We start from the raw sequence: 24,580 nt of genomic DNA, 5'->3' as shown, positions 1-24,580 counted from the left end.
TTGGTACGGATCCGGGCCTCGGAGGTCGCGGCCTTTAACTCCGAGCAGGTCTCTCGCCCCCGAGCCGATGCCTTTCGAGCTCTCACTTCGCTACAGCACGCCTCTGAGTCCGATCACGGACGTGGACGAGGTCCTCCGTGAGTTCCTGCGGCTGGTGGGCTATCTACCGGAAGGCGAGGAGGGCCGCGGGGCCGAGGGCCCAATCGCCTCGAGCCTCGCCTACCGCTTGGTGCGGGAGTGCTTCCTGCGCGACCCCAATCGACCGTGGTACATCGAGGAACTGACGGCGGTACTGAGGACCTCGAAGCCGACCGTCTACCGCCATATCAACAAGCTCAAGTCGCTCGACCTTCTGGAGGAAGTCGGAGGCGCGAACGACGCCGGCAAGGGTCGCAAGGGCTACCGGATCCGCTACGGCAACGTCGCCGAGGCCTGGAACATCACCGAAGCCCATGCCCAAAACGCCCTCCGACGCTACCGGGAGACGGTGAATCACTTGCAGAGGCTGATCGAGCAAGGAAAGACGGCGCCGACGCCCGAGAAGATCGCGCCGGCGCCCAAAGCTCCGAGCGGTCGCGGAGGGTCGCGATGACCGCCCCGGGCTCGGCGGCCGAGAAGACCCTCCCCGTGACCCTCACGAACCGCTCCCACGTGCGCGTCCGATCCGCCGGTCCGAAGGACGAGGCGCTCGAATCGGTGGGCCTCTTCCGTGGCCTCATCTCCATCGGGGGAGAGAGCTCCCTCGCCATCGAGCTCGGAGGCCCGGGCGAGGAGAAGGGACGGATCCGCCTGATCCCGCTCGCGGCGCTCTACGCGATCGACGTCCTCCAGGCCGCGAAGGCGGACGAGGAGAAGCGCGCCGAGAAGAGCCCGGCTCCGGGGTACTTCCGCTAGGTTCGATCGCGGGAATCCAGAAGGATCTCCCATCGTGCGATATTCTCGATCCGGAGGATCCCCATCGGCTTCCAGGGATCCTTCGAGAGCCGGGTCTCGACCCCGTGCTCGTCCTGCGCATCGACGAGCAGCACGGCGTGCGTGGCGTCGACCGGTCCTCCGAGCAGGATGAACCCGTCGGCGACGAGCGCGTCCATGAACGCCGCGTGCTCCTCCCAGTCCGCCTGTTCGCGCCTCGGCCGCGAAGGGTCCCAGTTCGGGCCGGGCCCCTCATACACGAGGTAGTAGCTCGTGGGGTGCTTCGGCATCGGTCGTCGGCTGCTCCCGGGGGTCTATACGACCTTGCCCGATTCGACCCCGGGGCGGGTACGGTCCTTCGGAGCGGTGGACGGCTCGGGAGCGGGAGTCCCGTGGGGGTGGAACTGCTCGGACTCGGTCGAGCCCTGCAGCGCGAGGGTCGATGTCAGACCGCCCGAGAGGACCTGGGCGACCTCGTCGAAGTAGTCCGTACCGACGAACGACTGGTGCTTGACGGCGCGGTACCCGAGAGGCTCCGCGGCGAACTCCTCCTCCTGGAGCTCGGAGTAGGCGAGCATTCCGCGTTCCCGGTAATCGCTCGCGAGCTTGAACATGGAGAGGTTCACCGCGTGGAATCCCGCGAGGGTCACGAACTGGAACTTGTACCCGAGATCGCCGATCTGTTCCTGGAACCGCTCGATGGTTCGGAGCGGAAGTTTGCGTCGCCAGTTGAACGACGGGGAGAGGTTGTATGCGAGGAGCTTTCCCGGGTACTTCGCGTGGACCGCCTCGGCGAAGGCGCGGGCCTCATCGAGATCCGGCCCGCCGGTCTCGAACCATACGAGATCCGCGTACGGCGCGTAGGCGATCCCCCGCGCGATCGCCGCTTCGAGCCCGTCGCGGATGACGTAGAACCCCTCGGGCGTCCGCTCGCCCGTGATGAACTCCTGGTCCCGGGGGTCGATGTCGCTCGTGATGAGACGGGCCGAGCGCGCGTCGGTCCGGGCGACAATGACCGTCGGTACGTCCAGGATATCGGAGGCGAGACGGGCCGCCCAGAGCTTCTGGTTGAACTCGCGCGTCGGTACGAGGACCTTGCCGCCCATGTGACCGCACTTCTTCACGGAGGCGAGCTGGTCCTCGATGTGCAGTCCGGCCACGCCGGCCCCGATCAGGGACTTGGTCAGTTCGAAGACGTTGAGCGTGCCGCCGAACCCCGCCTCGGCGTCGGCGACGATCGGGGCGTACCAGTATTTGGCGGTGCTTCCGACAGCGTGCTGCTTTTCGTCCTGACGACGGAAGGCATTGTTGATCCGCTGGACGAGGGTCGGCATGCTGAGCGCGGGGTAGAGGCTCTGGTCCGGGTACGTCTGGCCGGCATCGTTGGCATCGGCGGCGACCTGCCAACCGCTCGCGTAGATCGCCGGCAGGCCCGATTCGACCATCTGTACGGCTTGGGAGCCGTTCATCGCGCCGAGCGTGGGCAGGTACGCCTCGGTGTGGAGCAGCTTCCACAGGCGCTCCGCGCCGAGCGTGGCGAGCGTGTACTCGATGTGGACCGAGCCGCGCAGCCGCACGACGTCCTCCGCCCGGTACGGTCGCAACGCACCCTGCCAGCGTGGGTCGGACTTCCATGCCTCCGCGATCGCGTGCATCGCCTTCATTCCGACCTCCCGTCCCGGTGCGTGGAGAGCCTACGCGCTCCTCCTTCATCAAATGAGGAGCCGCCGCCCACCATAAATGCCGTCGGAACGCGTCGGCGACCGCCCGGCGGCGCCCGAGGTGGGCCGGGGAGCGGGCTTGCTGGGAGTTTCGCCGTCCGCGAGGCGGGCGGATTCGAACCCAGGTCGTCGGCTTCGAAGGCCGACAGGATAGTCCAGACTACCCCACAAGCCCGCGCTCGAAGGAGCGGCCGCCGTGTATTTGGCCGTTCCGCGGAAGGAGACGCGCCTCCGCGGGGGTCGCTACGCGGCCTGGTAGGTCTCGAGCGTGGTCTGGGCCGTGTTCCCCGGGAACAGGGTCGCCAGAGAATCGGCGAGGACCTGGATCCGTTGGCGGACGTACGGCGTGACCCCCGGGGTCGAGGCGAGCCCCTGCGAGAGCGCAAGATACTTGCGCACCGAGGCCTCGAAGACCGTGGGCGCGAGCGCCCCGTCACAGCGTCCGTGGCGTCCGGCGACCTGATTGCACCGGCCCGAGAGCGGAGGCCGACGGTAGGAGAAGTTGCAACTCTTGCAGCGGAAGCTCTGGGTGGCGTAGGCGCGCAAGTTCCCCATCATGTCCAACAGGAAATGTCCGTTGAGGAGGATCGTCGCGGCGTCCCCCACATCGACGGCACGGATCTGGGCCGCGAGGAGGAAGGACTGCTCGACCTTCTCCATCATGGATAGATCGTCGCGATAGGCGGAGCGGACCGGGCCGCCCGCGATGTCGCGCGTGTCGTGGGTGAAGGCGTACTCCGACAGCGTCAGTCCGCCGTGGGTGCGGTGCCCTACGGTATCGAACAGGCCCTCCACTTCCTTGGGCGACCGGCGCTCGAGCGCGGCGTGGTAGAGCGCGAGCGGATAGCGGGCTCCGATATCGACGTTGTGGGCCTCCTTGTCGACCTCGGTCGCGTTGAGGCGGGTGGTCAGCACGAGCGGCTTGTCCATCAGCGCCCCTCGGCTGTTGGGGAGGAACGCTCGGGAGAAGTTCAGCAGCGCGTCGAGCAGGAGCGTCACGGAGTCCTCGTCCCCGTCGCAGTTCCGCCGCTTGGCGGCATGGAAGATGGGGTGGGCAAAGCATGCCTCGGCCTCGGTGAACCCGATGATCCGCCCCGCGACCCCTCCCGAGGTATGCGGTGCGAGAGCGACCACGAGAGCGCCCCGGATCGCGTCGATCCCCGCGGCCCGGTAGAACGCCTCTCCGTGGTACATCTGGACGAGTTCGTCGTCCACGAACTGAGCGAGGTGGAGGAGGTACTCGCCACAGGAACGAGAGACGATCAGATCTTGGGGAGCGAGCTCGACGAGCTGGTCGATGCTCACGAGCGGTGCCCCGGTCCAGTCCGAGGTGTATCCCAGCCCCTGGAGCGTGGCGATGTCGGTCCCGATCTCGTGGGGGCGGAAGTGCGTGAGCGGAAGGTCGGTGAGATCGAACCGGGCCGTGCCATCCTGATAGACCGAGATCCCATGGTGGGCACGCAGGATCCCCTTCTCGATCCGCTCGGGCGTCTTGCCCGGAGAGGTGAGGCCTTTGACGGCTTTGACCTCGGGCGTCCGTTTCAGGTGGAGACCCTGGAGCGCCTCGCCCCAGATCTGGGCCACGGGGAACGGTTGGCTCTGCACCGCGCCCGTCGGCTCGGTGTGGGTACCGCAGGAGCAGCGGGTCCAGACCGTGCGTCGGCCGCACGTCGCGCATTGGCGGACTCCGAGGGGAACGTTCACGCCGGTCTTGACCGTCTCGCGCACGGCTTGCGAGACGGAGCGCCGGGAGCCTCCGGCTTCGCCGATGGGGAAGAGCGCATGCACGTTCGGCTTCATGCTCCGCTGGTGGGCCTTCTCCGGCCGACCGATGCGCGCCCCGATCCGGGACGGCGCCTTCGCCCGGACGGGGATCCGCGCGAGGCGACTCACGTAGCTCAGCGGATCGGGATCGATCGGATCGAGCGGAACCTGACGGAGCAGCAGTCCGCCCTCGATGCCGAGGCCGAGCGTGCCGACGAGCGCCGCGCTCGCATCCGGATTTCCGCGCATCGCCCCGGCGGCCGTGCGGTAATGCAGGAATCCCAGCCGGACCAAGACCTCGCGCCACGCCACATCCCACGGTAGTTCCAGGGCCCCGTCGCGCCAGTTTCCGCAACGCTCGACGAACTCCCCGATGGCGCGTATCTCGGCCGAGGTCAGGTCGTGCCAGAAGAGCAACCAGCGCGGGTGGAGCGGAACGCCCCACGTGTGCCCGATCTCCACCGCCGCTTCGTACGACGGAGGATCGAGGGTCTCTTCGAGCGGTGCGCCCGTCGCTCGCAGCTCCTCGCGGTGCCAGTCGAGCGTGTAGGCTCCCGGGGCGAGCGGCCGGTTGTTCTCCAGGAATTCCCCAAAGGAGACGAGAAGTTCGCCGATGTCCACGATACGATGGATGCGAGAAACGAGCTCCCGGGCGCGCGGGGCATCGTTGATCGCGGTCAGCGTGCCATCGTCCAGCTCGACGATCGGTCCCTCCACGAGATCGCACAGGCCCATCGCCGACGCTTTCCCGGGGTACTCCAGCTTGACCTGAGTTCCCACGGCCACGAAGTTGTGGAGCACGATCATCGTCGCCGGGTTCACCGCGCACGCGGCGAGCCCGGTGGTCCGAGCGCGTCCGTAGACGAGTCGGAAACCGCCAGGGCGGCCCGGATGGGCGAGGATCGGGCGCCCGCCCACGGCCTCCGTTAGGTACTTGGGGGTTCCGTGGTCATCATCGAGACGGCTGTGGCCGAGCTCCTTGAGGAAGTCCCAGCCCGGGATCTGGAGCTTTTCCACGATCTTCTGCAGCTTCGCGGACTTCTGGCAAAGTCCCTCGGCGATGACGAGGCAGGCTCCCCCTCGGATACCGTTGGTCCCGACCCGAGGGAGATTGCGCCAGGCGCTCACCTCGGCATCTCCCTCGGTCGCTTCTCCAGAGATGCACACGGGGACGTGGCGCACCACGATCTCGATCTCGTGCGCGGAGGGAACGTACTGTAGATGTTGGTGAAACTTGTACAGCGGGATCTCTTCCTTGTAGCGCTCGATTTCGACATGTTCGGGGCGGTACGGAGCGAGCCCGAGATCCCTTCGGACGATGTCCGCGAGCAGAACCGAAAGCGCCTGCGCGGTCCCTCCCGCGGCGCGGATCGGGCCGGCGTAGTGCAACTCGATGAACGGCGTCCCGTCGGGCCCGGGAGTCAGGTGTACCTCGGCCAGCCCCTCGAGGGGAGCGACCAAGATCCCCTCCGTTAGGATGGCGAGCCCGACCCGCAGCGCGGCGTCGACTCGTTTGACGAGCCCTCCCGCGCGCGTCTCGTCGCGGGCGAGGCGTCGGGCGATCTCGACCGCTACCTCCTCCCGCGGCATGCGTTCCGCGAGCGCTCGTATCTCCTCGGAGATGCCCGCTATATCGAGGTGGGCCAGCAACTTCTCCACGCGCCCGGCCATATCCTGCGCGCGCGGGATCTCCGGAGCGAGACTGGGGTCGAGCCCCTTACGACGAGCGGCTTCCGCGACCGCGTACGCGCGGTCGACCGATGCCTCGATCCGTCGAAAGTAGGATTCCACGACGCCCCATCGTCGCGGTCGGGCTTAAACCTAGACCCGCCGAACGGCAGACCGCGCGCCTCTCGAGCGGCCGGGCCCATCCTTGCGAACACGCCAGATGCATTCGATCGGCCACCGTGTTCCCCAGACGGAGTCGGCCGTGGCGAGGTAGGGGGTCTTCGCTCCCGGCGGTGCCTGGGTCTCGACGAGCCGTTCGATGACGAACCCGTGGCGGACGAACAAGTCCACCCACTCTCCGTACGGGACCTGGAACTCGATGGAGTCCTCCCATTCGATGCGGTGCATGCCGAAGTACTCCCTCCTCAGACGCCGGGACTGTCGATCCTTCGCCCGATGGTGGGTGAGGAGTCGAATGGGGCTCGCGGTGGCGAAGACCAGGATCCCTCCGGGGCGTAGCACCCGCGCGCACTCCGGCACCGTCCTCCGCGGATCGGCGAACGTCATCGCCCCCCAGTCGCAAAAGACGAGGTCGAAGGAGCCCGCATCGAACGGTATCGCCTCCGCGCTCCCGCGAACGAGGGGCAGTTGTACTCGGGCTCGTCGAAGCTCCCGGCGCGCGTGGGCGAGCTGGGTCAAGGACAGATCGAGGCCGGTGGGGCGCGCGCCCTTCTTGGCGAGGGCGATCGACCATCGGGCCGCGCCGCACCCGAGCTCGAGGATCGACTTACCGCGCACGGACCCCAGATATCGGACCCGCGATTCGGGGATTCGCCACAATCCCCAGGCCATCGCCGATCGGCCGCCCAGCACCCGCCTGCATCGTTGGTCGTACGCGGCACTAGTTCGCTCCCAGAGCGCACGATTTCGGTTCACATGGGAAGGCGATGACCGGAGGTGTGCTCGAGTCCGAAGCGGTGCTCTCGCGCGAGGAGACATGATCGCTCCTTCATGGAAGGGGGAGGAATAGCTCTGCGTTCGAGCCGCTCCACCCGGGCGCCGGTCCGGGAATCGTCCGCCCCGGGGCGCAGTCCGATCGTCTGGCCGATCCGCCCGTTCTCGATCTGGAATGTCCACCGTACGCGGCTTCGATGCGCGCGACAGCGGCGGAGGCTACCGCGATTGCGTACCCCCAGAGGGCGGTGTGGACGTCGGACCGGACGATGCGAACCGGGTTGAGCGAGCTTCCGCTGATTTCGGACTGGGAGACTCGGGCTCGGATCCATGCGAAACCCGTCGTGGAGCCGCTACGGTCGCCGTCGGGGTTGGCTCCTCCCTACGATGGGCGGACGGGGGGCGGTCCCGCTCCGCCTCCTTGGGCCAGGGGAGTTGGTCCCGCCTCGACCGTTGGGCTCCCAGGAGCCCGCGTGGGAGGCGGGAAATACCGTGCACCGAGCCAGATCGAAGCTCGGACCAGACCTAGTAGTACCGGGACCTCGACCAGGGGACCGACCGTGGCCGCCAATGCCTCGGCGGAGGCGATCCCGAAGACGGCGACCGCGACGGTGATGGCCAGCTCGAAGTTGTTGCTCGCCGCCGTAAGGGAGAGGGCCGTCGTCCGTCCATAGTCGGCCCCGGCACGGCGGCTCATGAAAAAGCTGGTGAAGAACATGATGGCGAAGTAGAGGACCAACGGGGCGGCCACGAGCAGGACCTCGCCCGGGAGCCGGAGGATCGCATTGCTCTGGAATGCGAACATGACCACAATCGTGTAGAGGAGGGCTACCAACGCCACCGGAGCGAGGGCGGGGGCGATCCGCTGGTCGTACTCGATTTCGCGTCCGGAGCGGACGAACCGCCACCGGGTGGCCACTCCCGCCGCGAACGGAACCCCGAGGAATACCAGCACGCTGAGAACCACGAGCTCCCAGGAGATCGGGACGGTAACGCTCGGAAGACCGGCGAGAGGAAGCAGGATCGTGACAAAGAGGTAGATGTAGGCGCCGTAGAAAACCACCTGGAACAGGCTGTTGAAAGCCACGAGTCCGGCGGCATATTCGCGATTTCCTCCGGCGAGCTCGTTCCATACCAGCACCATGGCGATGCAGCGCGCGCTGCCGATGAGGACCAGCCCGATCAAGAGGTCGGGGGAGTTCCGCAGGAACACGATCGCGAGAGCGAACATCAGGAACGGGCCAACGATCCAGTTCTGGACCAGCGAGAGGATCAACAGCCGCCCGCTCCGGAAGACCTTCCCGAGCTCTTCGTACCGGACCCGGGCAAGGGGGGGATACATCATCAGGATGAGTCCGACACCGACCGCGAGCGGAACGGGAGTCCCGGGAACCATCCAGGTCCCAATGGCCCCGATCGACGAGGGATCGAAGTGACCAAGGGCGAGTCCTCCGAGCATGGCCGCGAAGATCCAGGCGGTGAGGTAGCGGTCGAGGAACGGCAGCTTCGCGGATGGGGACCGCACCGTGCAGCTCTCCGGAGGCGTTACCATGCTCCCCACCTCAACGGTCCGACCATTGTAGGACAGCTCCCGTCTCCGCGTCGAGGACGATCAATGCCGGGCCGATCGCTTCGGCGACGCATCGGAGGGAACAACTGCGCTTCACGAGGAGGCGGCCGGCGCACGGCCGAGCCTTCGGTCGTGCAACGATATCTCGAGCCGAAGGCGACCCACCCGTTGCCGGATGTCATCTCGGACCTCACGGAACCCGGCATCGTCCAACCTCGCCGGATCGCGCAGGCCCCAATCGCGAAGCTCGAGCTCCTTGAGATGTGCGGGACAGCTCGCGTCGTCGAGGCACCCCATCGTCACGCGCAGATCGGCGCGGTCCATCAGTTCCTTCGTGAGCAGCCGCGGAGGATGGTCGGGGAGCGCCAGGCCGATCTCGGCCAGCATGGGAAGGGTTCGTGGATTCGGAGAGGGCGACGGCACGGTCCCCGCGGAGGTCGCCTGCCAGCCGGGAGGCGGGCTCGCGTTGAACATCGCCTCGGCCATGAGCGAGCGGCACGCGTTCTCGACGCAGATGAAAACAACCAGTCGATCGGACACCGGATTCAGTTCCTTCCGGGCTTGCGCGCTCGGACCGCCGCTGCCACCACTCCGATCTCGTCCTGCCCTTCGAGGGACTCCGGGGACTTGCTCGCAGACGGGATCTCGATCGATATGTCGGCAAAGCCGGCGGAGCGCAACAGGGCGGAGACCTCCGCGGAGGGGATCGCCCCCGAAGAGCAGGAGCACCATCGGTCCGAGTCGGCCCGCATGGCGGCGGAGATCGGACGAGTTGCGACCACATCCGCGATGGCGATCCGGCCCCCGGGTCGAAGGATCCGAAAGGCTTCGCGATAGACCTGGCCCTTGTCGACTACGAGATTGATGACGCAATTCGACATCACCACGTCCACCGACTCGTCGGCGACCGGTAGGTGTTCGATCTCGCCCAGCCGAAACTCTACGGGCAGATCGCCGGAGGTCTTTGCGAGGTCGCGGGCCTTCGCCAGCATCTCGGGCGTCATGTCGACCCCGATCACCCGACCGCTACGCCCGACACGGCGGGCGGCGATGAAGCAGTCGATCCCCGCTCCGCTCCCTAGATCGACCACGACCTCGCCGGGTCGGAGGTCGGCGAGTTCTCCGGGCGTGCCGCACCCCAGGCCGAGGTCGGCACCCGGCGGGAGTGCGTTCAGATCGGTGGCCGAGTAACCGAGTGCCAGCGACTGGGAACCGGCGTCGCAGCACGGGCCGCCGCTGCTCCCACAGCAGGAGGACGAGGCGGATCCCCCGGAGACGACCTCTCCGCTCCTTGCTTGGGCCGCGTATCGCTCTCGGACCTGGGCTCGGACCGTATCCGCGTCGGTCGCCGGATCGGTCACGGGATGTCGACCCCCGCCGCCGAAGCGAGACGATAGTACATCCACTTCCCCTTCCGATGGCCCTGAACGATCCCGGCTTTGGACAGGACCCTCATATGGTGGCTGACCGTGGCATGGGAGACCCCGAGGACGGCCTGGATCTCGCAGGCACACAGCTCCGGGCGCCTGCGAAGGAGGCTGACCGCGGTCATTCGACTCCTATCGGAGAGAGCCCGCGCTCGGGTCAGGGCTTGCGCGAATCCCTGCGCATGGGTCACTTCACGAGAGAGCGCGCGATACTCCGGGACGCAACAGCTCGCGTCCTCACCCGTGAGTCGTTCGAGTCGAGGGACCAGACCTAGTTCGACCTTCGCTCCGGCCATCATGTCGACCACTATCAACACGATATATGTAGATAGCGGTGAACACGAGATTCACCGGGCGTTCTCGGTCCCTCGGAGGGCCGAGTGCCCGTGCCGGGTCGACGCCCAAGAACATCGGGCCCTCAGATGGGGGCGCCCTATACCCACGGGAGCGCCGAACCGAACTGCTCGAGAGCCCGCCGCTGACGTGCGGGGTTCTCTTGGAGGTATCGCATCGTGGTGGCGAGGTTCTCGTGCCGCAGGAACGATTGGATGGCCCGATACACTCCGTCGAGGGATGGATGTGGGGATCCGAGGAGTACCTCCTCGAGGAGCGTCGCTCCGGAGCGGCGAAGCATATGGGAGCTCAGCCGATGCGCCCCCGCTCCGGTCCCCAATCGCCTCCCGAGCCGTCCCACCCACGCGTCCAGGCCGGCGAGCGAGTAGGGGACCAGCCTCCCGCGCCACCAGTGGATGAACGCCTCTGGAGGCACGGGCGGGGCGTCGCTTCGAAGTTGATTTCTCGCGATCAGTCGATCGCGTCGGGCTAGGAACCTCTTCCATATCGGAGGCAATGCAGGATGGACCGGCATCCACACGAGCTTCGGAACGGTGCGTCCTTTTCCCCGCACGAGAATGCGCCCGGACTCCAGGTCTACGTCCGCCACCCGCAGCCTCCTCCATTCGATCCGGCGGAGGCCCTGGCCCAGCCCGAGCACGACGATCAGCGAAAGGGCGGGATCCCTTCGAACGGATCGAATCAACCCTTCCATACTGGATCGATCGAGCCATCGAACGCGCTGGGAGAACGGGCGTGGGGGAACGGAGACCAGCGGAGTGATCCGGTTTCCCGCAAAGCGCGCGTAATCGATCAGGATCCCGAAGGCCCAACGCGACCGGGCGGCGCGGAGCCGTAAGTGGTCAAAATCTCGCTCGCGCCAGCGGCTGGGGGATTCCGACCGACCTTGCCGGCGCATCTCCTGTAGGCAGGACCGTACGATCTCTCGATACCGGCGGAGCGTCTCGCCTTGACACCCACGCTTTTCCTTCGAACGCAGCCAACGGCAGAGCGAGCCGGGGTCGGCTTGGACCATCGCACGAGCACGGCCGCTAGTGGCTCCCTTCTCTGCGGTCCGGGTGAACGATGAACGGTGCGATGCGCGATTTCCGGATTCCGGATTCCGGATCCGGGCGACGCGAGCTGCGTGGCCACCCGGCTCGCCGTGCGCACGGTGCGACGGGGCGGTCCGATGCGACGAACCGCGAGGACGCGGTTAGCGCGTATCGGCTGCGGGGACGAACTGGAGGGAGATCGAGTTCACACAGTGGCGGGTGTCCTTGGGAGTGAGCCCCTCGCCCTCGAAGACGTGGCCGAGATGGGCGTCGCACCGCGCGCATCGGATCTCGACGCGCGTACCGTCCGAATCGCTCAGTCGCTTCACCGCCCCGGGGATCTCGTCATCGAAGCTCGGCCAGCCGCATCGAGCGTCGAACTTGTCGTTCGACCGATACAGCGGAGCGCTGCACCTCTTGCACACGTACGTCCCGGGCTGGAAGTGGTGCTCGTACTCTCCGGAGAACGGCCGCTCCGTGCCACGATGCATGATCACGGACTCTTCCGCGTGGGTCAGCTTGCGGAAGGAGACCGTCGGCTCTCCGGCCATGTCGAGACAGATGCGCGCCGAGATATTACGCCGCAGTGAACGCCCGTTCGTCCATCCGTTCAGTGTCGGGTGGTCGCTCCGGACCCGCGCGACGGTGAACGGAACCACGCGACCGTGCGGCGGATACCTTCGGGATAGGGGGTGGTCGGGCGAGACTCTCCTACGAGAGAGTCGTAGCGCGAGCCCCCCAGCACCACGGGGGTCTCGAACAGATACGCCATCTCGTACGCTCCGCGAATCTCGGCGTTGAACGTGCCGGCCACGCGCCACGCCCCTCGCCCGAAGGTGCTGAGCTTCTCAGGGTGCCCGCCTTCCGCGTACGCCATTCGGACGAACTCCCGAGCGGGGATGGTTCCGGGCCCGGGAACGTGCACGGGGATCCCGTGGGCCGCGGGCGTCTCGATGAGGCGGATCATGGCCGCCGCGGCGTCATCGATGAAGATGAATTCGTGCGGAAGGTCCGCATCGATCGGCCAGCGGCAGCCCTTTCCCGATATCGCCCCGTCGAATATCGGGGCGAACAAAGGGTTCAGGACGTTCGGACCGTAGAAATCCGGATACCGAGGGAGCACCAGCCGGATCTTCCCCGCCGCGTGAGCGGTCATGTAGTCGCGCTCGATCTCGGCCCGCAGTTGTCCCTTGACGGTCGTGGCCGCGAACGGATGGCTCTCCAGAACGGGGTTCGTCTGGGGCACCCCGTACGGATACACATTTCCGGGGAAGCCCAGGATCGCCCCGGTGACCTCCGCGGCGCTCCGTGCGTTGGCCGCGACCCGAGGGACGATCTCGGCCCAGCCGGGGTACGGTACGTTCACCGCGTGGATGATCACGTCCGCGCCCGTGCACGCGGCGGTCGTCGCGGCGGCATCGAGCACATCGGCACGGTATCGTTCCACCCCCGCGGGGAGATCCGGAATGAGCTCTGGGTGACGGGCCACGGCTCGGACCGTGTGACCGCGCACGGCCGCGGATCGGGCGACGGCGTTACCGATGCTCCCGCCCGCCCCCAGCACCACGTAGCGCATCGGGGGCCACTCTGGGACCGGAGGCTTAACGGTTTGGGAACGGGCGAGGTTGACTGAGAACCTCGCTGGGCCACTCGGAGGTTCCTCTGGAGCCTCTCGATGAAGAGGGAACCTCCGCGACAGCGTGGTTGTGTACGCCAACCGCCACGGAGGGGGCCCTTCGGCCCAGAAGAGCGCAGCCACCGACCGAACGAAACACCCATCGGCCCACGCACCCGTCGACGCATCGACTGGGCGCGCTACCGTCGCTTCTTACGCAACGGGTGGGCGGATGTCCTCCGCCGACTCGCCAAACTGGTTCGCCGACTTCCCCCACCGTTCTGGGTCCGCCCACCCGGAACCCCCGGCCGACCTCCCACCGACCCTCGGGATGTCGTTCGCTTTCTCCTCCTCCGTGCCCTGGAGGGATGGTCGTATGATGAGGTCCACACGACTCTCGTGGCTCTCCCTCAACTCGCTCGCAAGCTCGGCTTTCGGCGAGTCCCCGCCGCTCCCACGGTTGCCGCTCTCGTGGTCCGAGTCCCGATCCTCTACCTCGAACGACTGGTGGGAACCCTGGCGCACCAGCTCTGCCGACCGCGTGAGAACCTCGCCGCCGATGGAACAGGACTCTCGACCCGCCGATACGAGCGGTGGATCACCGCCCGTCTCGGCTATGGACTTCGCCACGTCTTCGTGAAGCTCCACGCGCTCGTGGCAACCCGGGCCCAGTTTCCCTTCTTCCTCGCCGCCCACGTCACCGACGCCCGCACGAACGACGTCACGGAACTGCCCCGACTTCTCGAGCAGCTCCCGAGAACGGTCTCCATCGGCAACGTGGCGCTCGACAAAGGGTATCTCTCGCGACGGAACGCCCAAGCGGTGGCCGACCGGGGCGGTCGGCCCGTGATGGATCTAAAGCGGAACATCGGGCGCATCGATGCCGGGGGAGCCCCGGCGTGGAGCCAGATGTTGTCGGACCAGCGGAACCACCGACGGGAGTTCCAGTGTCGGTATCGGCGACGGGCGGTGATCGAGGGAACGTTCGGAGCGTTCAAGGAGCGGTTCGGCGGGTGGGTCCGTTCCCGTCGGCCGGACACCCAACGAGCTGAGATTCTTCTGCGAGCCGTAGTCTGGGACGCCGTGGCGCTAGGCTACCACCACTCGTGAGTCGGAGGGGGTTCTCAGTCAACCTCGGAACGGGGCGGGAAGCGGGTTAAGGGGCCGAGCCCTCCATGAGCATGGCCCGATCTCCTCCTGCCCCGACGGGGCTGGCCCTCCTCGAGCGGATCAGCGGAGGTCAGCTGAGCATCGACTGGGACGGGGTCCCGTGGGTCGAGATGGACGCGGACCAGCGCAACCTGGAGGTGGACCTTGCCCCCGTCAAGACCCTCGCCAAGGAGCTCCCACGCCTCCTCCTATCGGGAGGATTCAGGGAGATGCGACAAGGGCTCCGGATACCTCAGCGCCTATCGGAGCTCGGCTGGACAGTGACCCTCACGGTAGGGAAGCGTCCGTTGGCACGGCTTGGAAGGGGTGCGAGCGCCCTCACGGGCAACATCCGCGTAGAGCTCGGCGCTCTACCCGCACTGCTGCGTCTAATCTAGGCGGCCTTGGTGGCTGCGATGTGAGCGGCCGCGAGCGCGGCCGTCTCCTCTTTGGTGAGGTCGCGCATGTGAACGGAGACCGACACCGTCCCGTTCACTTCGAGCTTGACGGGGGCTCCGACCAGATTGAGCGTCACGCCCTTCAACCGCAGGTCCAACTGGGCGTGCTTGTCGCTCAACGCGCCGATCAGCCCCTCGACCATCCCCTTTCCCAAAACATCCTCTGTGGCACTCATCGTCCTTGTCTCCAGCACGAAGTACAGGCCCCCATCGCCCTATACGATTTCGGATGCCGCTGGAAGTCGATGGAGGGGTCGGCGACTGCCGGGCCGGCCCGGCCACTCGGGGCTGGTAGGCTCAGAACCAGTTGGTGTACCCGAGGAAACGGGCTCGCCTTAATCCCAGGCGTCCTAAAACGAGCCGATGACGAAGGTTGAGATCCAAGCTGTAGAGAATGGGCCGAACCTGGTGCTGGTCGATGGGAAGGTCGTGACGGCTCTGTGCCGGTGCGGGCACTCCTCGAAGAAGCCGAACTGCGACGGTGCCCACCGCACCGCGGGCTTCAAGGCGGTTGCCACCAACCTCCCCGTGATCTCCTCGTAGGCCGCGGACGGCCCCAACGGTCTACCCGCGGGGTGCTCGGGGGTGCCGAAGAATCTCCGCGCGCTAGCCGCGGAGTGGGAGGAGGGAGATCCACACCTTGCTTCCCTGGAACCCGGCGTGCCTCTTCCAGTCGTCGAGTGAGCGCTCCGAGCGGTAAGGCGATCGCCGAAGCGGGTCGAAGACCTGCAGATCTCGGCCCCGGGAGACGAGTCCCACCCAGTGGGGGTCGGAATGCCGTGCTTCCACGCTCCTCGCATCTACGAGCAGGAGCCCGGCGCGAGACCCGACCCGGCTGGGCACTTCGCGGTAGGAACGGACGCGAATCCCTCGCTCCTTGCATTCCTGCCGGAGTCGCTCCTCCGCCACGCGGTAGATGCGGAGGGCTCCGGGCCCGCCGTGCTCTGAAAGAATGTGTCTCCAGAGCCACGGGCGCGGTCCGGACATCTCGACGGCCGCTGGGAATCCTCTTCGCACCGCTGCAAGTGCGAGACCGAGAGGGTGCGAGCCGGGACACACGAGAGCAGTGCTCTCCCTCCAAATCCGGATCTCCTCCGCCGTAAGGTCCGGCGGCCGGTACCGAGCGATCTGTTGGAGCACGTTGCCGAGAGCGGCCGGGCCGCAGGTGAACGGCGAGTGCTGGGGCCAGAAGCGCGTCGAGGGGCGGAGCGGGGAGGGGCCGCCTCCGGATGCGCTTCGGCTCTTGGATCGTACGTCCCTCCGCCGTCGAACGGGGCTCGGCCTTGGGCCGGTGCGCGAAGGCTTCATGAATCGGTGGTTCCCCCTGAACGGTCGGAAGAGATCGGGCCCTCCGCGGAGGTCGACTGGGCCGCCAGATAGGGGAAGAGCGCGGTCATCAGCTTGTTCTCGGCCTTTCGGAGCAGCGCGTCGAACGCCTCCCGCGAAACATCCAGCGCCTGGGCGAGCTCTCCGGTTGTAACGGCGTGAGGGATCCGGTAGTACCCTCGGGCGAACGCGAGCACGATCGCCTGGCGCTGCCGCGGTGTGAGGTTGGAGAGCAGATTGCCGACCGGAACGAGGAAGGTGTCCTCGAACCCCAGCGAAGTCAACGCTCGGGTCCCGATCCGGATCACGCGGACGTCCGCTGGGAGCGTCGCGAGGACCGCATTATCGAGGCCGCCCTCCGGGACCAGGAACTGATACGTCTCACCCTCCGCCGAGTAGATCGAGGGCGGAAGGTAGAGGTTGCCCGCGGCCTCGATCGTGGGAATCACCCGGCCGCTGCGACAGCACGCGCACGCAGCGAATCGCACGAGCGCGGCCGACCCATCTCCCTCGCGGAAGAGCTCGGTGCCCCCTGCGTTCCGGTACGTTTCGAGGAGCGGAGCGAGATCCGCCGGATCCGGTGAATGGGCCTCGAGAGTCGTCTCTTTCCCACGGTGGCAGAGGTGGGTCACCCGCAGCCCTCGCACAGAGGCCGTCACCGGCGCGGACAGGAGGCAGGGGTGTTGGATCAGGATATGTACGAGCTGCACCGGCTCTGCCCTTGGCTCCACCGCCTTGTGCGCGATAAGCCCATTGCATTCGCAACGGGGCTGCTCTTCTCGGTACGGGGCCTCCTCGGGTCGATGAAAAATGCCGACCTACGAAATCAGCCACAAGTGGAAGGATGCAGACACGAAGATCGTGATCGCGAAAGTGCAGGGGACGATCACCTCCGCGAAGAACGGCCAGATCCCGGCGGGATTCCGGCCGATCTCGATCGTGGGCGTTCCGAACGCCACCGAAGCTCACTGCGTGTGGGAGGCCCCGAGCGCTGAAGGTCTCGAGGGCTTGTACCAGAGCGTCGGGCTCCCGACCCAACGGACGATCCGCGAGGTGACGCCGTTCTTCACCCGGTAGGCGATCCTTCCGTCAGCCCACAACCCTTTCCAGCCTGCCTTTCCCTGAGCCCGCGCAGAAGAACAAGATCGGGAAGCAGCATGTTCGGTCTCGAAGTAGCTCAGGGCCTCGCCTTCACGGCCCTCCTCATCCTCGCGGCGACCGTCGCGCTCGCTCGCCCCAGCCTGTCCCAGCACCGGCCGAGGGAATCGGTAGCGACCGAGGGAGGCGTCCCCCAGTGGACCGAAATCGTATGGCTCGCGGCAGTTTCGATCCTACTGCTCTACACCCTCCTGGTCCTGCTGGTCCCCCACCCTACCTACCTCGGCCCATGGACGTTCGGGTTCCCCGGGGATGAGATCGTTCAGGCCGTCGGGTTCGTGGTGTGGGTCGGAGGTGCGCTGCTGGCCGGCTGGGCACTACGCACCCTTGGTCGGTACACGACCGTGAAGATCCAGATCACCGAGACCCAGCCGATCGTCCGGAGCGGTCCGTACCGTTGGATTCGACACCCGATGTATTCGGCAATCCTCTTCCTATCGATCGGAACCACGCTCCTCTTTCTCAGCCCGGTCGTTGCGATCGATGCGATCGTGCTCTTCGCGCTCGCGGAGTACCGCGCGACCGTGGAAGAGCGGATGTTCACCCGCTCCCCGCGTCTGGGGGCCGAATACGAGCGGCTCATGGCCGAGACCGGCCGCTTCCTCCCTGGGCGACCTCGCGGAGAACCGCGAACCCCCGACACCCCAGTACGGAAGGATCGTTGATGGTCGCGCGCGTCCCCTCGTTGTCGCAGGCGGGCGAGAGAAGCGATCCGTGCTCGAGAAGCACCGCCTTCCATCCGCTGCAAAGAGGGTCAAGTGGCGTTGACTCCGCTCCCATCTACTCCGCATCTGTGGTCCTAGGATGGTAAGCATGGAAGCGCACGGAGTCTGGGAGGGCGGCTTCAGGACCCGGCTGGACGACGGACGGGGTCACATGGTGACCGTCGACCTACCGCCCGATGAAGATGGGACGGATGCCGGCACCTCATCACTCGAGTTGATGGTGCTCTCCCTCGCCGGATGCATCACAACGATTTTCGGGCTCGTAGCCCAGAGGCGAAAGTTACGCTTCGTCGACATGCGAGTCGCGTTGGGGGCCGAGCGACCGAAGGGAGCTCCGACCATCCAGCGGGTCGCAGGCACCCTCGAAGTTCGGACCGAAGCGTCGAGCGAGGAGGTGGAGACAGCACTGCGGGTGACGCTCCGTATCTGCCCTGTAGGTGTCCTCTTCGAGCAAGCGCACGTTCCCGTCCAAGTGGTCGCTCGGGTGCTCGCACCTTCGCTCGGGAGCGCCGTTCGCGAGGCGGCGCCTTCGCCGGCGGACCTCGTTACGAGCGAACCGATAACCTCTCAGCCGGCCCTTCGCCCGGGAGCTCATCCGCGCGGGTGAGACATCGCGAAGGAGGTATGGGATCACCATGGAGAGTTCGACGTACGAACGATTCTCCACGGAAGGAGTAGAGGATGCCGTCGTCCGTCTCGGGACCGAGCTGAAGCGACGCGGGTTCGGCATCCTCTCCACCGTCCGCATCCACGACATCCTCCTGGAGAAGACCGAGGCCGTGATCGAGCCCATCGTTCTGCTCGACGTCTGTTCCCCGAGGCATGCCCTCGCCGCGCTGGGCGTGAGCCGGGAAGTGGCGATCCTCCTCCCGTGCAAACTGGAGGTCTCCTCGGAGCAGGGCCGAACGCGGATCACCCTTCAACGACCGACGATCCTGATCGGTGCGTTCCTGCCGCAGCCCAAGCTGGAGCGCATGGGAGCGGAGATCGAGCAGAGCCTGAAGGAAGCCGTGGATGCCTCCGCAGAAACGTAGCCGCGATCGCCCGGCCGAGGTGGACGCCCGGCACCCCGCGCATCGTCCGAAGTCTCACCATCATGCGGATCATCGGAAGATGCACGAGGAGGTCTGGACCCGGGAACGTGCGAGTGCCGTTCTGGAGAGTCCCGATCGCCTCCAGTCGGAGGATGCACGGAACCTGTGGAGCCGGGTCGGTCTCCGACCCGGCATGACGGTCGTCGACGTGGGCGCCGGCTCGGGATTCTACACTTTTCCGGCGAGCGAATGCGTCGGGCCGACCGGTCGGGTCTACGCGGTCGATGTCTCCCACGAGCTGATTGACCTGATCCGGGAGCGAGCGACCGAACGACACCGATCCAACATCGAAGCTCTGATCTCTCGGCCGGATCAAGTGCCCCTTCCCGACGATCTCGCGGATCGCGTCCTCCTGGCCAACGTCCTCCACGGCGTGCCACCGGCGACCGTCGCGGAAGCCGTGCGGATCCTTCGCCCGGGGGGTCGCCTCGTGGACGTGGACTGGAAGAAGGAATCGACCCCGGGAGGTCCGCCGGTGGAACATCGGCTCGCCGCAACGGAAGCCCGACGCATACTGGAGGGATATGGCCTGGAGACCAACGCAGAGTGGGATCTAGGTCCGTACCACTACGCCCTCATGCTCGAGAAGAAGCGTCGCGCGTAGGATCGCGCCGATCCTAGGCTCGGGGCCCCGACCCTCGAGCATGGGAACTCCCTGCCGTTTCGGCCCCACGCACCGTTCCCTGCTAAGTTACGACTCTGCGAGAGGTCCCACGCGATATCAGGATGGGCCCGACCTTCGCTCGTTAGGCCCGCGCCTGAGGATCACGACCAAGAGGATCAGGCCCGCTAGGATGGTCAGGAACGAGCCGATCACCACGAGGAGCCATCCTCCCGCAATCACCCACGTGATTGCCCCGAGGATCAGAAACGCGAGGGCCCCCGCCATGCCTTGCCCCATTCCCCGGTAGCGCGTATAGCCCGAGAAGATCAGAATGGCGACCCCGAGGAGGACGGCGACGATCGCTACCGCGACCGACGTCCCCAGCGAGTACTGGGGAGCGTAGCCGCTCGGGAGGATACTGAGAAAGAACCCCAAGAACCCTCCCACGACGATGAGAATCCCGCCCAGCGCGGCGAGTACGCCTACCCAGCTTCCCCGCGCCATGCTACAACCTTCGGGTCGTGCAGAAGTCCATGGTATAGTAAGTACGCCGAGCTCGAACCAAGCAGCCCACCCGCCCTCGGGAACGCGGGAGCGCTTTCGTCCGACGCCCGTTCCACGGTGCCGACACGCGGTCCTACGTAAGGGTCCACGATCGAATGGCGAGCTTTTCAATGGTGAGGTGGTTGAACTCCTTCGGAAGGCGACGGGTCTGTCGATGAAGGTAGCCGTCGTCGGCGGGGGGATCGTCGGGCTCTTCGCCGCATTTCATCTCGAGCGGGCAGGCGCGGAGGTCACCCTCTACGAGGAGGGGAAGCCGGGCGCTCGCTCCGATCATGCGGCCGGGATCATCGAGCCGGCCAACGCCTACCGGACGAACACCTTCGCGTTCCTTCGTCGGGTCTGGAGATTCTGGCGTGGCGGAACCTGTACGTTTCGGAGCGTCGACGGGAGATGGCTGTCCGCGAGCCTTCGCGAGCTGGAGAGAGATCTCATCCCCGGAGCCGACGAGGTCCTCCGCGAGATGGCGCGGACGTCCGTCGCTGGGTACGAGGAGCTGGCTACCCAGAACAACGATTTCGCGTACACCCTCAAGGGCCTGCTCGAACGGTACGACCACCGGACCCATTTCCTGGAGGATCGAGCGGTCGCGACGTCGAAGGGCTCGATCGTTCCCGTGGAGGTGCGGGAGGGGGAGGGTTGGGCCGGGAGCCTGTTCTACCCGTCCGTCGGATGGGTGCACACCGAACGGTTCGTCCAGAGAATGCTCCGCGAACTGACCCAGACCCAGATCGTGCGCCAGCGCGTGGATCATGTGGGACTGGACGGGACCCTCCGAATGGGAGGGACAACGGCGAACTTCGACTCGGTCGTGGTCAGTACCGGCGTGACCTCACGCAAGCTCGGTCTCCCTCTCACGGGTGTGAAGGGGTACGGCTGGCACGTTCAGAGCCCGATGAAGGTGGAGGTCGCCACCATCTTCGTGGACCGGGGAATCGCCGTGGTCCCGTTCGAGAACGAGCTGAAGGTAACGGGCGGCTGGGACTTCGACCTCTCCGCACGCCTTTCCCACGCGCCGAGCATCCTCGCCGCGGTGAAGGAACTCCTACCCGTCGATCGGGTCCTCAGTTTCGGTGACGGATCCCGCCCGTGCACTCCGGACGGCCTACCGATCGTCGGAAGGAAGGGCCGGTTGATCATCGCGAACGGCGGGTTCCGGCTCGGATGGAGCTTCGCTCCGGCCCTGGGAAAGCGCGCGGCGCTCCTGTGCACGAACCAGACCCAGAACGATCCATTTCTCTCGAGGTATTGCGGGTCATTGCACGCCGGGCCCGTCTGAGAGTCGACACCCGTCGGGGTACCGCGGCGGACTCGACCCATCCCTTTTAAATATATCTTTAAATAGTATATATACGCATCATGACGAGGATCCGAATCGAGAACGTGGTGGCCTCGACTTCGCTCGGCGACGTGCTCGATCTACAGTCGATCGGCCTTGCGCTCGACGGGGCGGAATACAATCCGGAGGAGTTCCCCGGACTCATCTACCGGCTCAAGGAACCGAAAACGGCGATCCTCCTCTTCCGCTCGGGCAAGGTCGTTTGCACGGGAGGGAAGAGCTGGAATCAGGTGGATGCCGCCGTCCGCACGATCTCCGAGCTGATCCGTAAGGCCGGCCAGAAGATCCTCCCGCACCCCAAGATCCAGGTCCAGAACATCGTCGCGACCTCCGACCTGGGGAGCGAAGTCAACCTGAATTCGATCGCGGTCACCCTCGGCCTGGACCGAGTGGAGTACGAGCCCGAGCAGTTTCCTGGACTGGTCTGTCGTCTCACGACGCCGCGTGTGGTGGTGCTCCTCTTCGGCAGCGGCAAGCTAGTTTGCACCGGAGCCCGTCGACCGTCGGACGTCGAACTTGCCGTGCAGACCATCACGACCGAGCTCCGGCAGGCAGGCCTCTTGTCCCCGGAGCGAACCCCGGCGTCGGGCCGTGATCCCAGCGAGATTCTCGCCGCGCCTTCGCGGAGCCCCGCCCCTCGGCCCCGGGTGCGGTCCGTGCCAAGCCGAAACGGAATCCTCGCCTCGGAGTGAAGAATGAAGACCATGAAGCAGAGCTATCCCCGGAGAAAGAGAATGCTGGCAACGCCATTCGAGCCGTTGTCGGATGATGGGTTCCGCCAACTCGTCGCGCGCGGCTTGGCGATCCCGTTCCAGCAGGGTACTGGGCTGTTCGTGGCGAAGTGGAGAGACGGACCCGGACTGGGCGCGGAGCCGTTCCTCGTCGCCCTCCGTGCCCAGGGGTCCACGCTGGAGGTCCGAAGATTCCATGACGATGTCAATGTTCGCGTGGTTCGAAGCGCACCGTAAGAGTTCGGGGATGGGTCCTCGTCGTCTCCCTCGCGAGGGGCCCCGGGCGGATTGGCTCCCTCCGCGTGCCATGGCCCCGATTCCACCCTTCACCGCCGCGGAAGCTACATCCGCCCCACCGAACTCACAGATTGCCCAGAGGACTACGTGACGACGGAGTGTGAGACCGCGGGCTGCCGGCACCAGAGGCGACTGCATCCGTCGGATGGTCCGTGTCGTGCATGCGCGTGCACGAGTTACACCCGAAGTGGTCCGGGCCACCAAACGAGAGCCGCCCGAAAGCAGGTCGCTTCGGCCCTTCGATGGTGACGGGCCTTCCGACCATCCGTCACTGAACCCACCCGCTCCGACCGGTATGGAGCGATCGATCGTACAATGCAACGTGGCGACTCGCGATCGTACGGGTCCGGCATCGGACGACCGACCCACGATGCGTTTCCCGACCCTCGTTAACTAGACCGAAGCCATGGGAGGCCGTGTCGGACTCTCCCTATCGCCATCTCTCTCACGCCTACGGCCGAAACCACTTCACCCTGGACCTCCCGTTCCAAGCCGTCCTGCGGTTTCACTTGGGTACGGTTCCCGATCTGGCGCGACTAGGGGAATTCACCGGCAAGGATCTGTACGAGGTCGCGGATTACGTCGACAAGTTCGGGCACCCCGAACACATCATGTGGAGCGTGGACGGGGAACGCGTCGACCGCGCCTGGATGGCGCCCTCCGAAATGCGCGCGCTCGAGTGGCTCCTCAAGGAAGGGGCCGTGAACCGGGGACCGTACCGCCGCGGGGATTGGTTCGAGCATTTCGCGTCCCTCTATCTCATCGCCGATCCCGGGATCGGTTGCATCCTCACGGTCACCAATCAAACGGCGTATGCGATTCATAAGTACGGAGATGCCTCGGCCCGGGCGCTCCTCCCGAGCCTCATCGGCGAGGAGGACCCGATCCGGTATGGCGCCACGTGGTTCACCGAGATCCAGGGAGGCAGCGATCTCGGTGCCAACCGAGTGCGGGCCGACCTGCACGAGGGACGATGGACGATCGATGGGGATACGAAGTACTTCGCCAGCAATGCGGGGCTGGCCCACCTGGCGCTCGTGACCGCGCGGGTCGGGCCGGACGACCGAGGAGCGAAGGGTCTCGGGCTCTTCTTGGTCCCGGAGCACGACCGCGATGGGAAGCGCAACTTCCTGGTCCGCCGCCTGAAGAAGAAGAGCGGCACCGTCGGGGTACCGACGGGCGAGGTCGAGTTCCATGGCGCGCAAGCCATGCTGCTCGGAGACGTTGAGCAGGGGATCTACTACACGCTGGAGAACCTGATGGTCTCTCGGCTCGCGAACTCGATGGCCGCGCTCGGTATCGCTCGGAAGGCGTACCTCGAGGCGTACTACTATACCCAGACTCGAACCGCCTTCGGGCGTCGTCTGATCGATCACCCGCTCATCCGACGCGATCTCTTGGACCTCGAGGTCGCCATCGAGGGCGCCCTGGTCCTAGCGTTCCTGGCGGTCGAGGGGTTTCAGACATCCTGGACGGACACTCCCCCCTACGGACCGAGGTATCACTACGCCCGGCTCCTTACGCACATCACGAAGAACGTGACCGCGGACATGTCCGCCTACGTCACGAAGGTCGCCATGGAGCTCCATGGCGGCCTCGGCTTCCTGCGGGAGTTCCCGATCGAGCGCTGGCACCGAGAGGCGTTGATCACCCCGATCTGGGAGGGCCCCAGCAACATCCAAGCGCTCGACCTGTTGGAAGTGATCGCGAAGAAGCGTGCGGACCGGACTCTGCTCCAGGAGATCGAGCGGATCGGAGCGGAGATCCGCACGGGTCCCGCGACGTTCGCACTCGCACGTGCGCGGATCGAGGAGGCCCTGAACACCCTCGCCTCCTATTCGGAGGCGGAAGCGCAGTTCTTCGGGAAGGACGTCTTGAACGACCTCGGTCACGCGATCGCCGTGGTCGAGCTGCTTCGGGTATCGAACTCGCTCCCCTCGCCGCGCATGGGTCGCGTCGCCGCGCTGTATGCCCGAAGGTATCTCGAAGGAAAGCGCTACGATCTCCCCACGCCCGAGGAGGTCGACGAGGTAATCGGCATCGACCGAGCTCCGGCGGTGGGCACCGACGCCTAGGTTTCCGGCATCGTGGCCACAGGGTGCTCGGGCGTGGACGCCCA

General features: G+C 66.2%; 27 protein-coding genes, 1 tRNA gene and 1 pseudogene. 14 read left to right on the top strand and 15 right to left on the bottom strand.

Translation table 11 applies throughout. The features are described 5' to 3' along the window. Positions 1–67 precede the first annotated feature (67 nt). A complete protein-coding gene (locus VMV28_05435) occupies positions 68–592 on the top strand; it encodes a helix-turn-helix domain-containing protein (GenBank protein ID HUZ80040.1) in 525 nt (174 codons plus the stop codon). Next, positions 589–894, top strand: a complete 306-nt coding sequence (locus tag VMV28_05430; GenBank protein HUZ80039.1) for a hypothetical protein — start codon at positions 589–591, stop codon at positions 892–894. The genes VMV28_05435 and VMV28_05430 overlap by 4 nt, the downstream gene beginning before the upstream one ends. On the opposite strand, the gene VMV28_05425 is transcribed toward VMV28_05430, so the two are convergent. From VMV28_05425 to VMV28_05370, 12 genes are all read right to left on the bottom strand, one after another. Next, complete coding sequence (locus VMV28_05425; protein ID HUZ80038.1) at positions 891–1,202, bottom strand: hypothetical protein; 312 nt, start codon at positions 1,200–1,202, stop codon at positions 891–893. The genes VMV28_05430 and VMV28_05425 overlap by 4 nt on opposite strands. A gap of 24 nt (positions 1,203–1,226) precedes the next feature. Continuing rightward, the gene (aceA, locus tag VMV28_05420) at positions 1,227–2,576 is read right to left on the bottom strand and encodes an isocitrate lyase (protein ID HUZ80037.1); all 1,350 of its coding nucleotides are present in this window, start codon (positions 2,574–2,576) and stop codon (positions 1,227–1,229) included. Positions 2,577–2,707: 131 nt separating this feature from the next. Continuing rightward, a tRNA-Arg gene (locus tag VMV28_05415) sits at positions 2,708–2,808 on the bottom strand. A 68-nt stretch (positions 2,809–2,876) separates the two neighbouring features. After that, positions 2,877–6,188, bottom strand: coding sequence for a DNA polymerase II large subunit (polC, locus tag VMV28_05410; GenBank protein HUZ80036.1), 3,312 nt, complete (start codon positions 6,186–6,188; stop codon positions 2,877–2,879). Between the two features lie 30 nt (positions 6,189–6,218). Further along, the gene (locus tag VMV28_05405) at positions 6,219–6,917 is read right to left on the bottom strand and encodes a class I SAM-dependent methyltransferase (protein HUZ80035.1); all 699 of its coding nucleotides are present in this window, start codon (positions 6,915–6,917) and stop codon (positions 6,219–6,221) included. 484 nt (positions 6,918–7,401) lie between these two features. After that, positions 7,402–8,571 carry an ACR3 family arsenite efflux transporter gene (arsB, locus tag VMV28_05400; GenBank protein ID HUZ80034.1) on the bottom strand — a complete coding sequence of 390 codons (1,170 nt, stop codon included), beginning with the start codon at positions 8,569–8,571 and terminating at the stop codon, positions 7,402–7,404. A 111-nt stretch (positions 8,572–8,682) separates the two neighbouring features. Beyond that, positions 8,683–9,129 (bottom strand): low molecular weight phosphatase family protein, encoded by a 447-nt coding sequence (locus VMV28_05395; GenBank protein ID HUZ80033.1) that lies wholly within the window; start codon positions 9,127–9,129, stop codon positions 8,683–8,685. A 5-nt stretch (positions 9,130–9,134) separates the two neighbouring features. After that, entirely contained in the window at positions 9,135–9,950 is an 816-nt protein-coding gene (arsM, locus tag VMV28_05390) for an arsenite methyltransferase (GenBank protein ID HUZ80032.1), read from the bottom strand. Next, complete coding sequence (locus VMV28_05385; GenBank protein ID HUZ80031.1) at positions 9,947–10,312, bottom strand: metalloregulator ArsR/SmtB family transcription factor; 366 nt, start codon at positions 10,310–10,312, stop codon at positions 9,947–9,949. Before VMV28_05385 ends, arsM begins: the two co-directional genes overlap by 4 nt. Before the next feature lie 137 nt (positions 10,313–10,449). Continuing rightward, a complete protein-coding gene (locus VMV28_05380; GenBank protein ID HUZ80030.1) occupies positions 10,450–11,385 on the bottom strand; it encodes a site-specific integrase in 936 nt (311 codons plus the stop codon). A 180-nt stretch (positions 11,386–11,565) separates the two neighbouring features. Beyond that, positions 11,566–11,955, bottom strand: coding sequence for a methionine-R-sulfoxide reductase (locus VMV28_05375; GenBank protein HUZ80029.1), 390 nt, complete (start codon positions 11,953–11,955; stop codon positions 11,566–11,568). A gap of 59 nt (positions 11,956–12,014) precedes the next feature. Beyond that, complete coding sequence (locus VMV28_05370; GenBank protein HUZ80028.1) at positions 12,015–12,980, bottom strand: NAD-dependent epimerase/dehydratase family protein; 966 nt, start codon at positions 12,978–12,980, stop codon at positions 12,015–12,017. A 438-nt stretch (positions 12,981–13,418) separates the two neighbouring features. On the opposite strand from VMV28_05370, the gene VMV28_05365 reads away from it, so the two are divergent. Both VMV28_05365 and VMV28_05360 read left to right on the top strand, forming a co-directional pair. After that, positions 13,419–14,129, top strand: coding sequence for a transposase (locus VMV28_05365; GenBank protein ID HUZ80027.1), 711 nt, complete (start codon positions 13,419–13,421; stop codon positions 14,127–14,129). Between the two features lie 71 nt (positions 14,130–14,200). Then, complete coding sequence (locus VMV28_05360; protein ID HUZ80026.1) at positions 14,201–14,566, top strand: hypothetical protein; 366 nt, start codon at positions 14,201–14,203, stop codon at positions 14,564–14,566. On the opposite strand, the gene VMV28_05355 is transcribed toward VMV28_05360, so the two are convergent. Next, positions 14,563–14,802 carry a hypothetical protein gene (locus tag VMV28_05355; GenBank protein ID HUZ80025.1) on the bottom strand — a complete coding sequence of 80 codons (240 nt, stop codon included), beginning with the start codon at positions 14,800–14,802 and terminating at the stop codon, positions 14,563–14,565. The genes VMV28_05360 and VMV28_05355 overlap by 4 nt on opposite strands. A 187-nt stretch (positions 14,803–14,989) precedes the next feature. On the opposite strand from VMV28_05355, the gene VMV28_05350 reads away from it, so the two are divergent. After that, positions 14,990–15,169 carry a CDGSH iron-sulfur domain-containing protein gene (locus VMV28_05350; GenBank protein ID HUZ80024.1) on the top strand — a complete coding sequence of 60 codons (180 nt, stop codon included), beginning with the start codon at positions 14,990–14,992 and terminating at the stop codon, positions 15,167–15,169. Between the two features lie 761 nt (positions 15,170–15,930). Here VMV28_05350 and VMV28_05345 read toward each other — a convergent pair. Continuing rightward, positions 15,931–16,662 carry a helix-turn-helix domain-containing protein gene (locus tag VMV28_05345; GenBank protein ID HUZ80023.1) on the bottom strand — a complete coding sequence of 244 codons (732 nt, stop codon included), beginning with the start codon at positions 16,660–16,662 and terminating at the stop codon, positions 15,931–15,933. 100 nt (positions 16,663–16,762) lie between these two features. Here VMV28_05345 and VMV28_05340 point away from each other — a divergent pair, with 100 nt between their 5' ends. The 5 genes from VMV28_05340 (at position 16,763) to VMV28_05320 (ending at position 19,533) form a co-directional block, all read left to right on the top strand. Further along, a complete protein-coding gene (locus VMV28_05340) occupies positions 16,763–17,029 on the top strand; it encodes a hypothetical protein (protein ID HUZ80022.1) in 267 nt (88 codons plus the stop codon). An 80-nt stretch (positions 17,030–17,109) separates the two neighbouring features. Continuing rightward, complete coding sequence (locus VMV28_05335) at positions 17,110–17,775, top strand: isoprenylcysteine carboxylmethyltransferase family protein (GenBank protein HUZ80021.1); 666 nt, start codon at positions 17,110–17,112, stop codon at positions 17,773–17,775. A 139-nt stretch (positions 17,776–17,914) separates the two neighbouring features. Continuing rightward, a complete protein-coding gene (locus VMV28_05330; GenBank protein ID HUZ80020.1) occupies positions 17,915–18,442 on the top strand; it encodes an OsmC family protein in 528 nt (175 codons plus the stop codon). 28 nt (positions 18,443–18,470) lie between these two features. Further along, entirely contained in the window at positions 18,471–18,869 is a 399-nt protein-coding gene (locus tag VMV28_05325) for a DUF302 domain-containing protein (GenBank protein HUZ80019.1), read from the top strand. Next, positions 18,850–19,533 carry a methyltransferase domain-containing protein gene (locus tag VMV28_05320; protein HUZ80018.1) on the top strand — a complete coding sequence of 228 codons (684 nt, stop codon included), beginning with the start codon at positions 18,850–18,852 and terminating at the stop codon, positions 19,531–19,533. The genes VMV28_05325 and VMV28_05320 overlap by 20 nt, the downstream gene beginning before the upstream one ends. Positions 19,534–19,650: 117 nt before the next feature. Here VMV28_05320 and VMV28_05315 read toward each other — a convergent pair whose 3' ends face one another. After that, positions 19,651–20,037, bottom strand: coding sequence for a hypothetical protein (locus tag VMV28_05315; GenBank protein ID HUZ80017.1), 387 nt, complete (start codon positions 20,035–20,037; stop codon positions 19,651–19,653). A 214-nt stretch (positions 20,038–20,251) separates the two neighbouring features. Here VMV28_05315 and VMV28_05310 point away from each other — a divergent pair, with 214 nt between their 5' ends. From VMV28_05310 to VMV28_05295, 4 genes and pseudogenes are all read left to right on the top strand, one after another. After that, entirely contained in the window at positions 20,252–21,373 is a 1,122-nt protein-coding gene (locus VMV28_05310; GenBank protein HUZ80016.1) for an FAD-dependent oxidoreductase, read from the top strand. 80 nt (positions 21,374–21,453) lie between these two features. Continuing rightward, positions 21,454–21,996, top strand: a pseudogene (locus tag VMV28_05305) (TATA-box-binding protein). Positions 21,997–22,128: 132 nt separating this feature from the next. Further along, a complete protein-coding gene (locus VMV28_05300) occupies positions 22,129–22,401 on the top strand; it encodes a hypothetical protein (protein ID HUZ80015.1) in 273 nt (90 codons plus the stop codon). 476 nt (positions 22,402–22,877) lie between these two features. Continuing rightward, complete coding sequence (locus VMV28_05295; protein HUZ80014.1) at positions 22,878–24,536, top strand: acyl-CoA dehydrogenase family protein; 1,659 nt, start codon at positions 22,878–22,880, stop codon at positions 24,534–24,536. Positions 24,537–24,580: the final 44 nt, after the last annotated feature.

It is taken from the genome of Thermoplasmata archaeon (genome assembly GCA_035532555.1).
Classification (GTDB): domain Archaea; phylum Thermoplasmatota; class Thermoplasmata; order Lutacidiplasmatales; family UBA184; genus Lutacidiplasma.
Note: the sequence above shows the minus strand (reverse complement) of the source record. Positions and strands in the feature narration are given on the sequence as shown.

Coding starts and splice junctions, on each gene's coding strand:
- VMV28_05435 (HUZ80040.1), top strand. CDS start 68: ATGCCTTTCGAGCTCTCACTTCGCTACAGCACGCCTCTGAGTCCGATC.
- VMV28_05430 (HUZ80039.1), top strand. CDS start 589: ATGACCGCCCCGGGCTCGGCGGCCGAGAAGACCCTCCCCGTGACCCTC.
- VMV28_05425 (HUZ80038.1), bottom strand. CDS start 1,202: ATGCCGAAGCACCCCACGAGCTACTACCTCGTGTATGAGGGGCCCGGC.
- aceA (HUZ80037.1), bottom strand. CDS start 2,576: ATGAAGGCGATGCACGCGATCGCGGAGGCATGGAAGTCCGACCCACGC.
- VMV28_05405 (HUZ80035.1), bottom strand. CDS start 6,917: ATGGCCTGGGGATTGTGGCGAATCCCCGAATCGCGGGTCCGATATCTG.
- arsB (HUZ80034.1), bottom strand. CDS start 8,571: ATGGTAACGCCTCCGGAGAGCTGCACGGTGCGGTCCCCATCCGCGAAG.
- VMV28_05385 (HUZ80031.1), bottom strand. CDS start 10,312: ATGGCCGGAGCGAAGGTCGAACTAGGTCTGGTCCCTCGACTCGAACGA.
- VMV28_05380 (HUZ80030.1), bottom strand. CDS start 11,385: ATGGTCCAAGCCGACCCCGGCTCGCTCTGCCGTTGGCTGCGTTCGAAG.
- VMV28_05375 (HUZ80029.1), bottom strand. CDS start 11,955: ATGGCCGGAGAGCCGACGGTCTCCTTCCGCAAGCTGACCCACGCGGAA.
- VMV28_05370 (HUZ80028.1), bottom strand. CDS start 12,980: ATGCGCTACGTGGTGCTGGGGGCGGGCGGGAGCATCGGTAACGCCGTC.
- VMV28_05360 (HUZ80026.1), top strand. CDS start 14,201: ATGGCCCGATCTCCTCCTGCCCCGACGGGGCTGGCCCTCCTCGAGCGG.
- VMV28_05355 (HUZ80025.1), bottom strand. CDS start 14,802: ATGAGTGCCACAGAGGATGTTTTGGGAAAGGGGATGGTCGAGGGGCTG.
- VMV28_05350 (HUZ80024.1), top strand. CDS start 14,990: ATGACGAAGGTTGAGATCCAAGCTGTAGAGAATGGGCCGAACCTGGTG.
- VMV28_05340 (HUZ80022.1), top strand. CDS start 16,763: ATGCCGACCTACGAAATCAGCCACAAGTGGAAGGATGCAGACACGAAG.
- VMV28_05335 (HUZ80021.1), top strand. CDS start 17,110: ATGTTCGGTCTCGAAGTAGCTCAGGGCCTCGCCTTCACGGCCCTCCTC.
- VMV28_05330 (HUZ80020.1), top strand. CDS start 17,915: ATGGTAAGCATGGAAGCGCACGGAGTCTGGGAGGGCGGCTTCAGGACC.
- VMV28_05325 (HUZ80019.1), top strand. CDS start 18,471: ATGGAGAGTTCGACGTACGAACGATTCTCCACGGAAGGAGTAGAGGAT.
- VMV28_05320 (HUZ80018.1), top strand. CDS start 18,850: ATGCCTCCGCAGAAACGTAGCCGCGATCGCCCGGCCGAGGTGGACGCC.
- VMV28_05315 (HUZ80017.1), bottom strand. CDS start 20,037: ATGGCGCGGGGAAGCTGGGTAGGCGTACTCGCCGCGCTGGGCGGGATT.
- VMV28_05310 (HUZ80016.1), top strand. CDS start 20,252: ATGAAGGTAGCCGTCGTCGGCGGGGGGATCGTCGGGCTCTTCGCCGCA.
- VMV28_05300 (HUZ80015.1), top strand. CDS start 22,129: ATGAAGACCATGAAGCAGAGCTATCCCCGGAGAAAGAGAATGCTGGCA.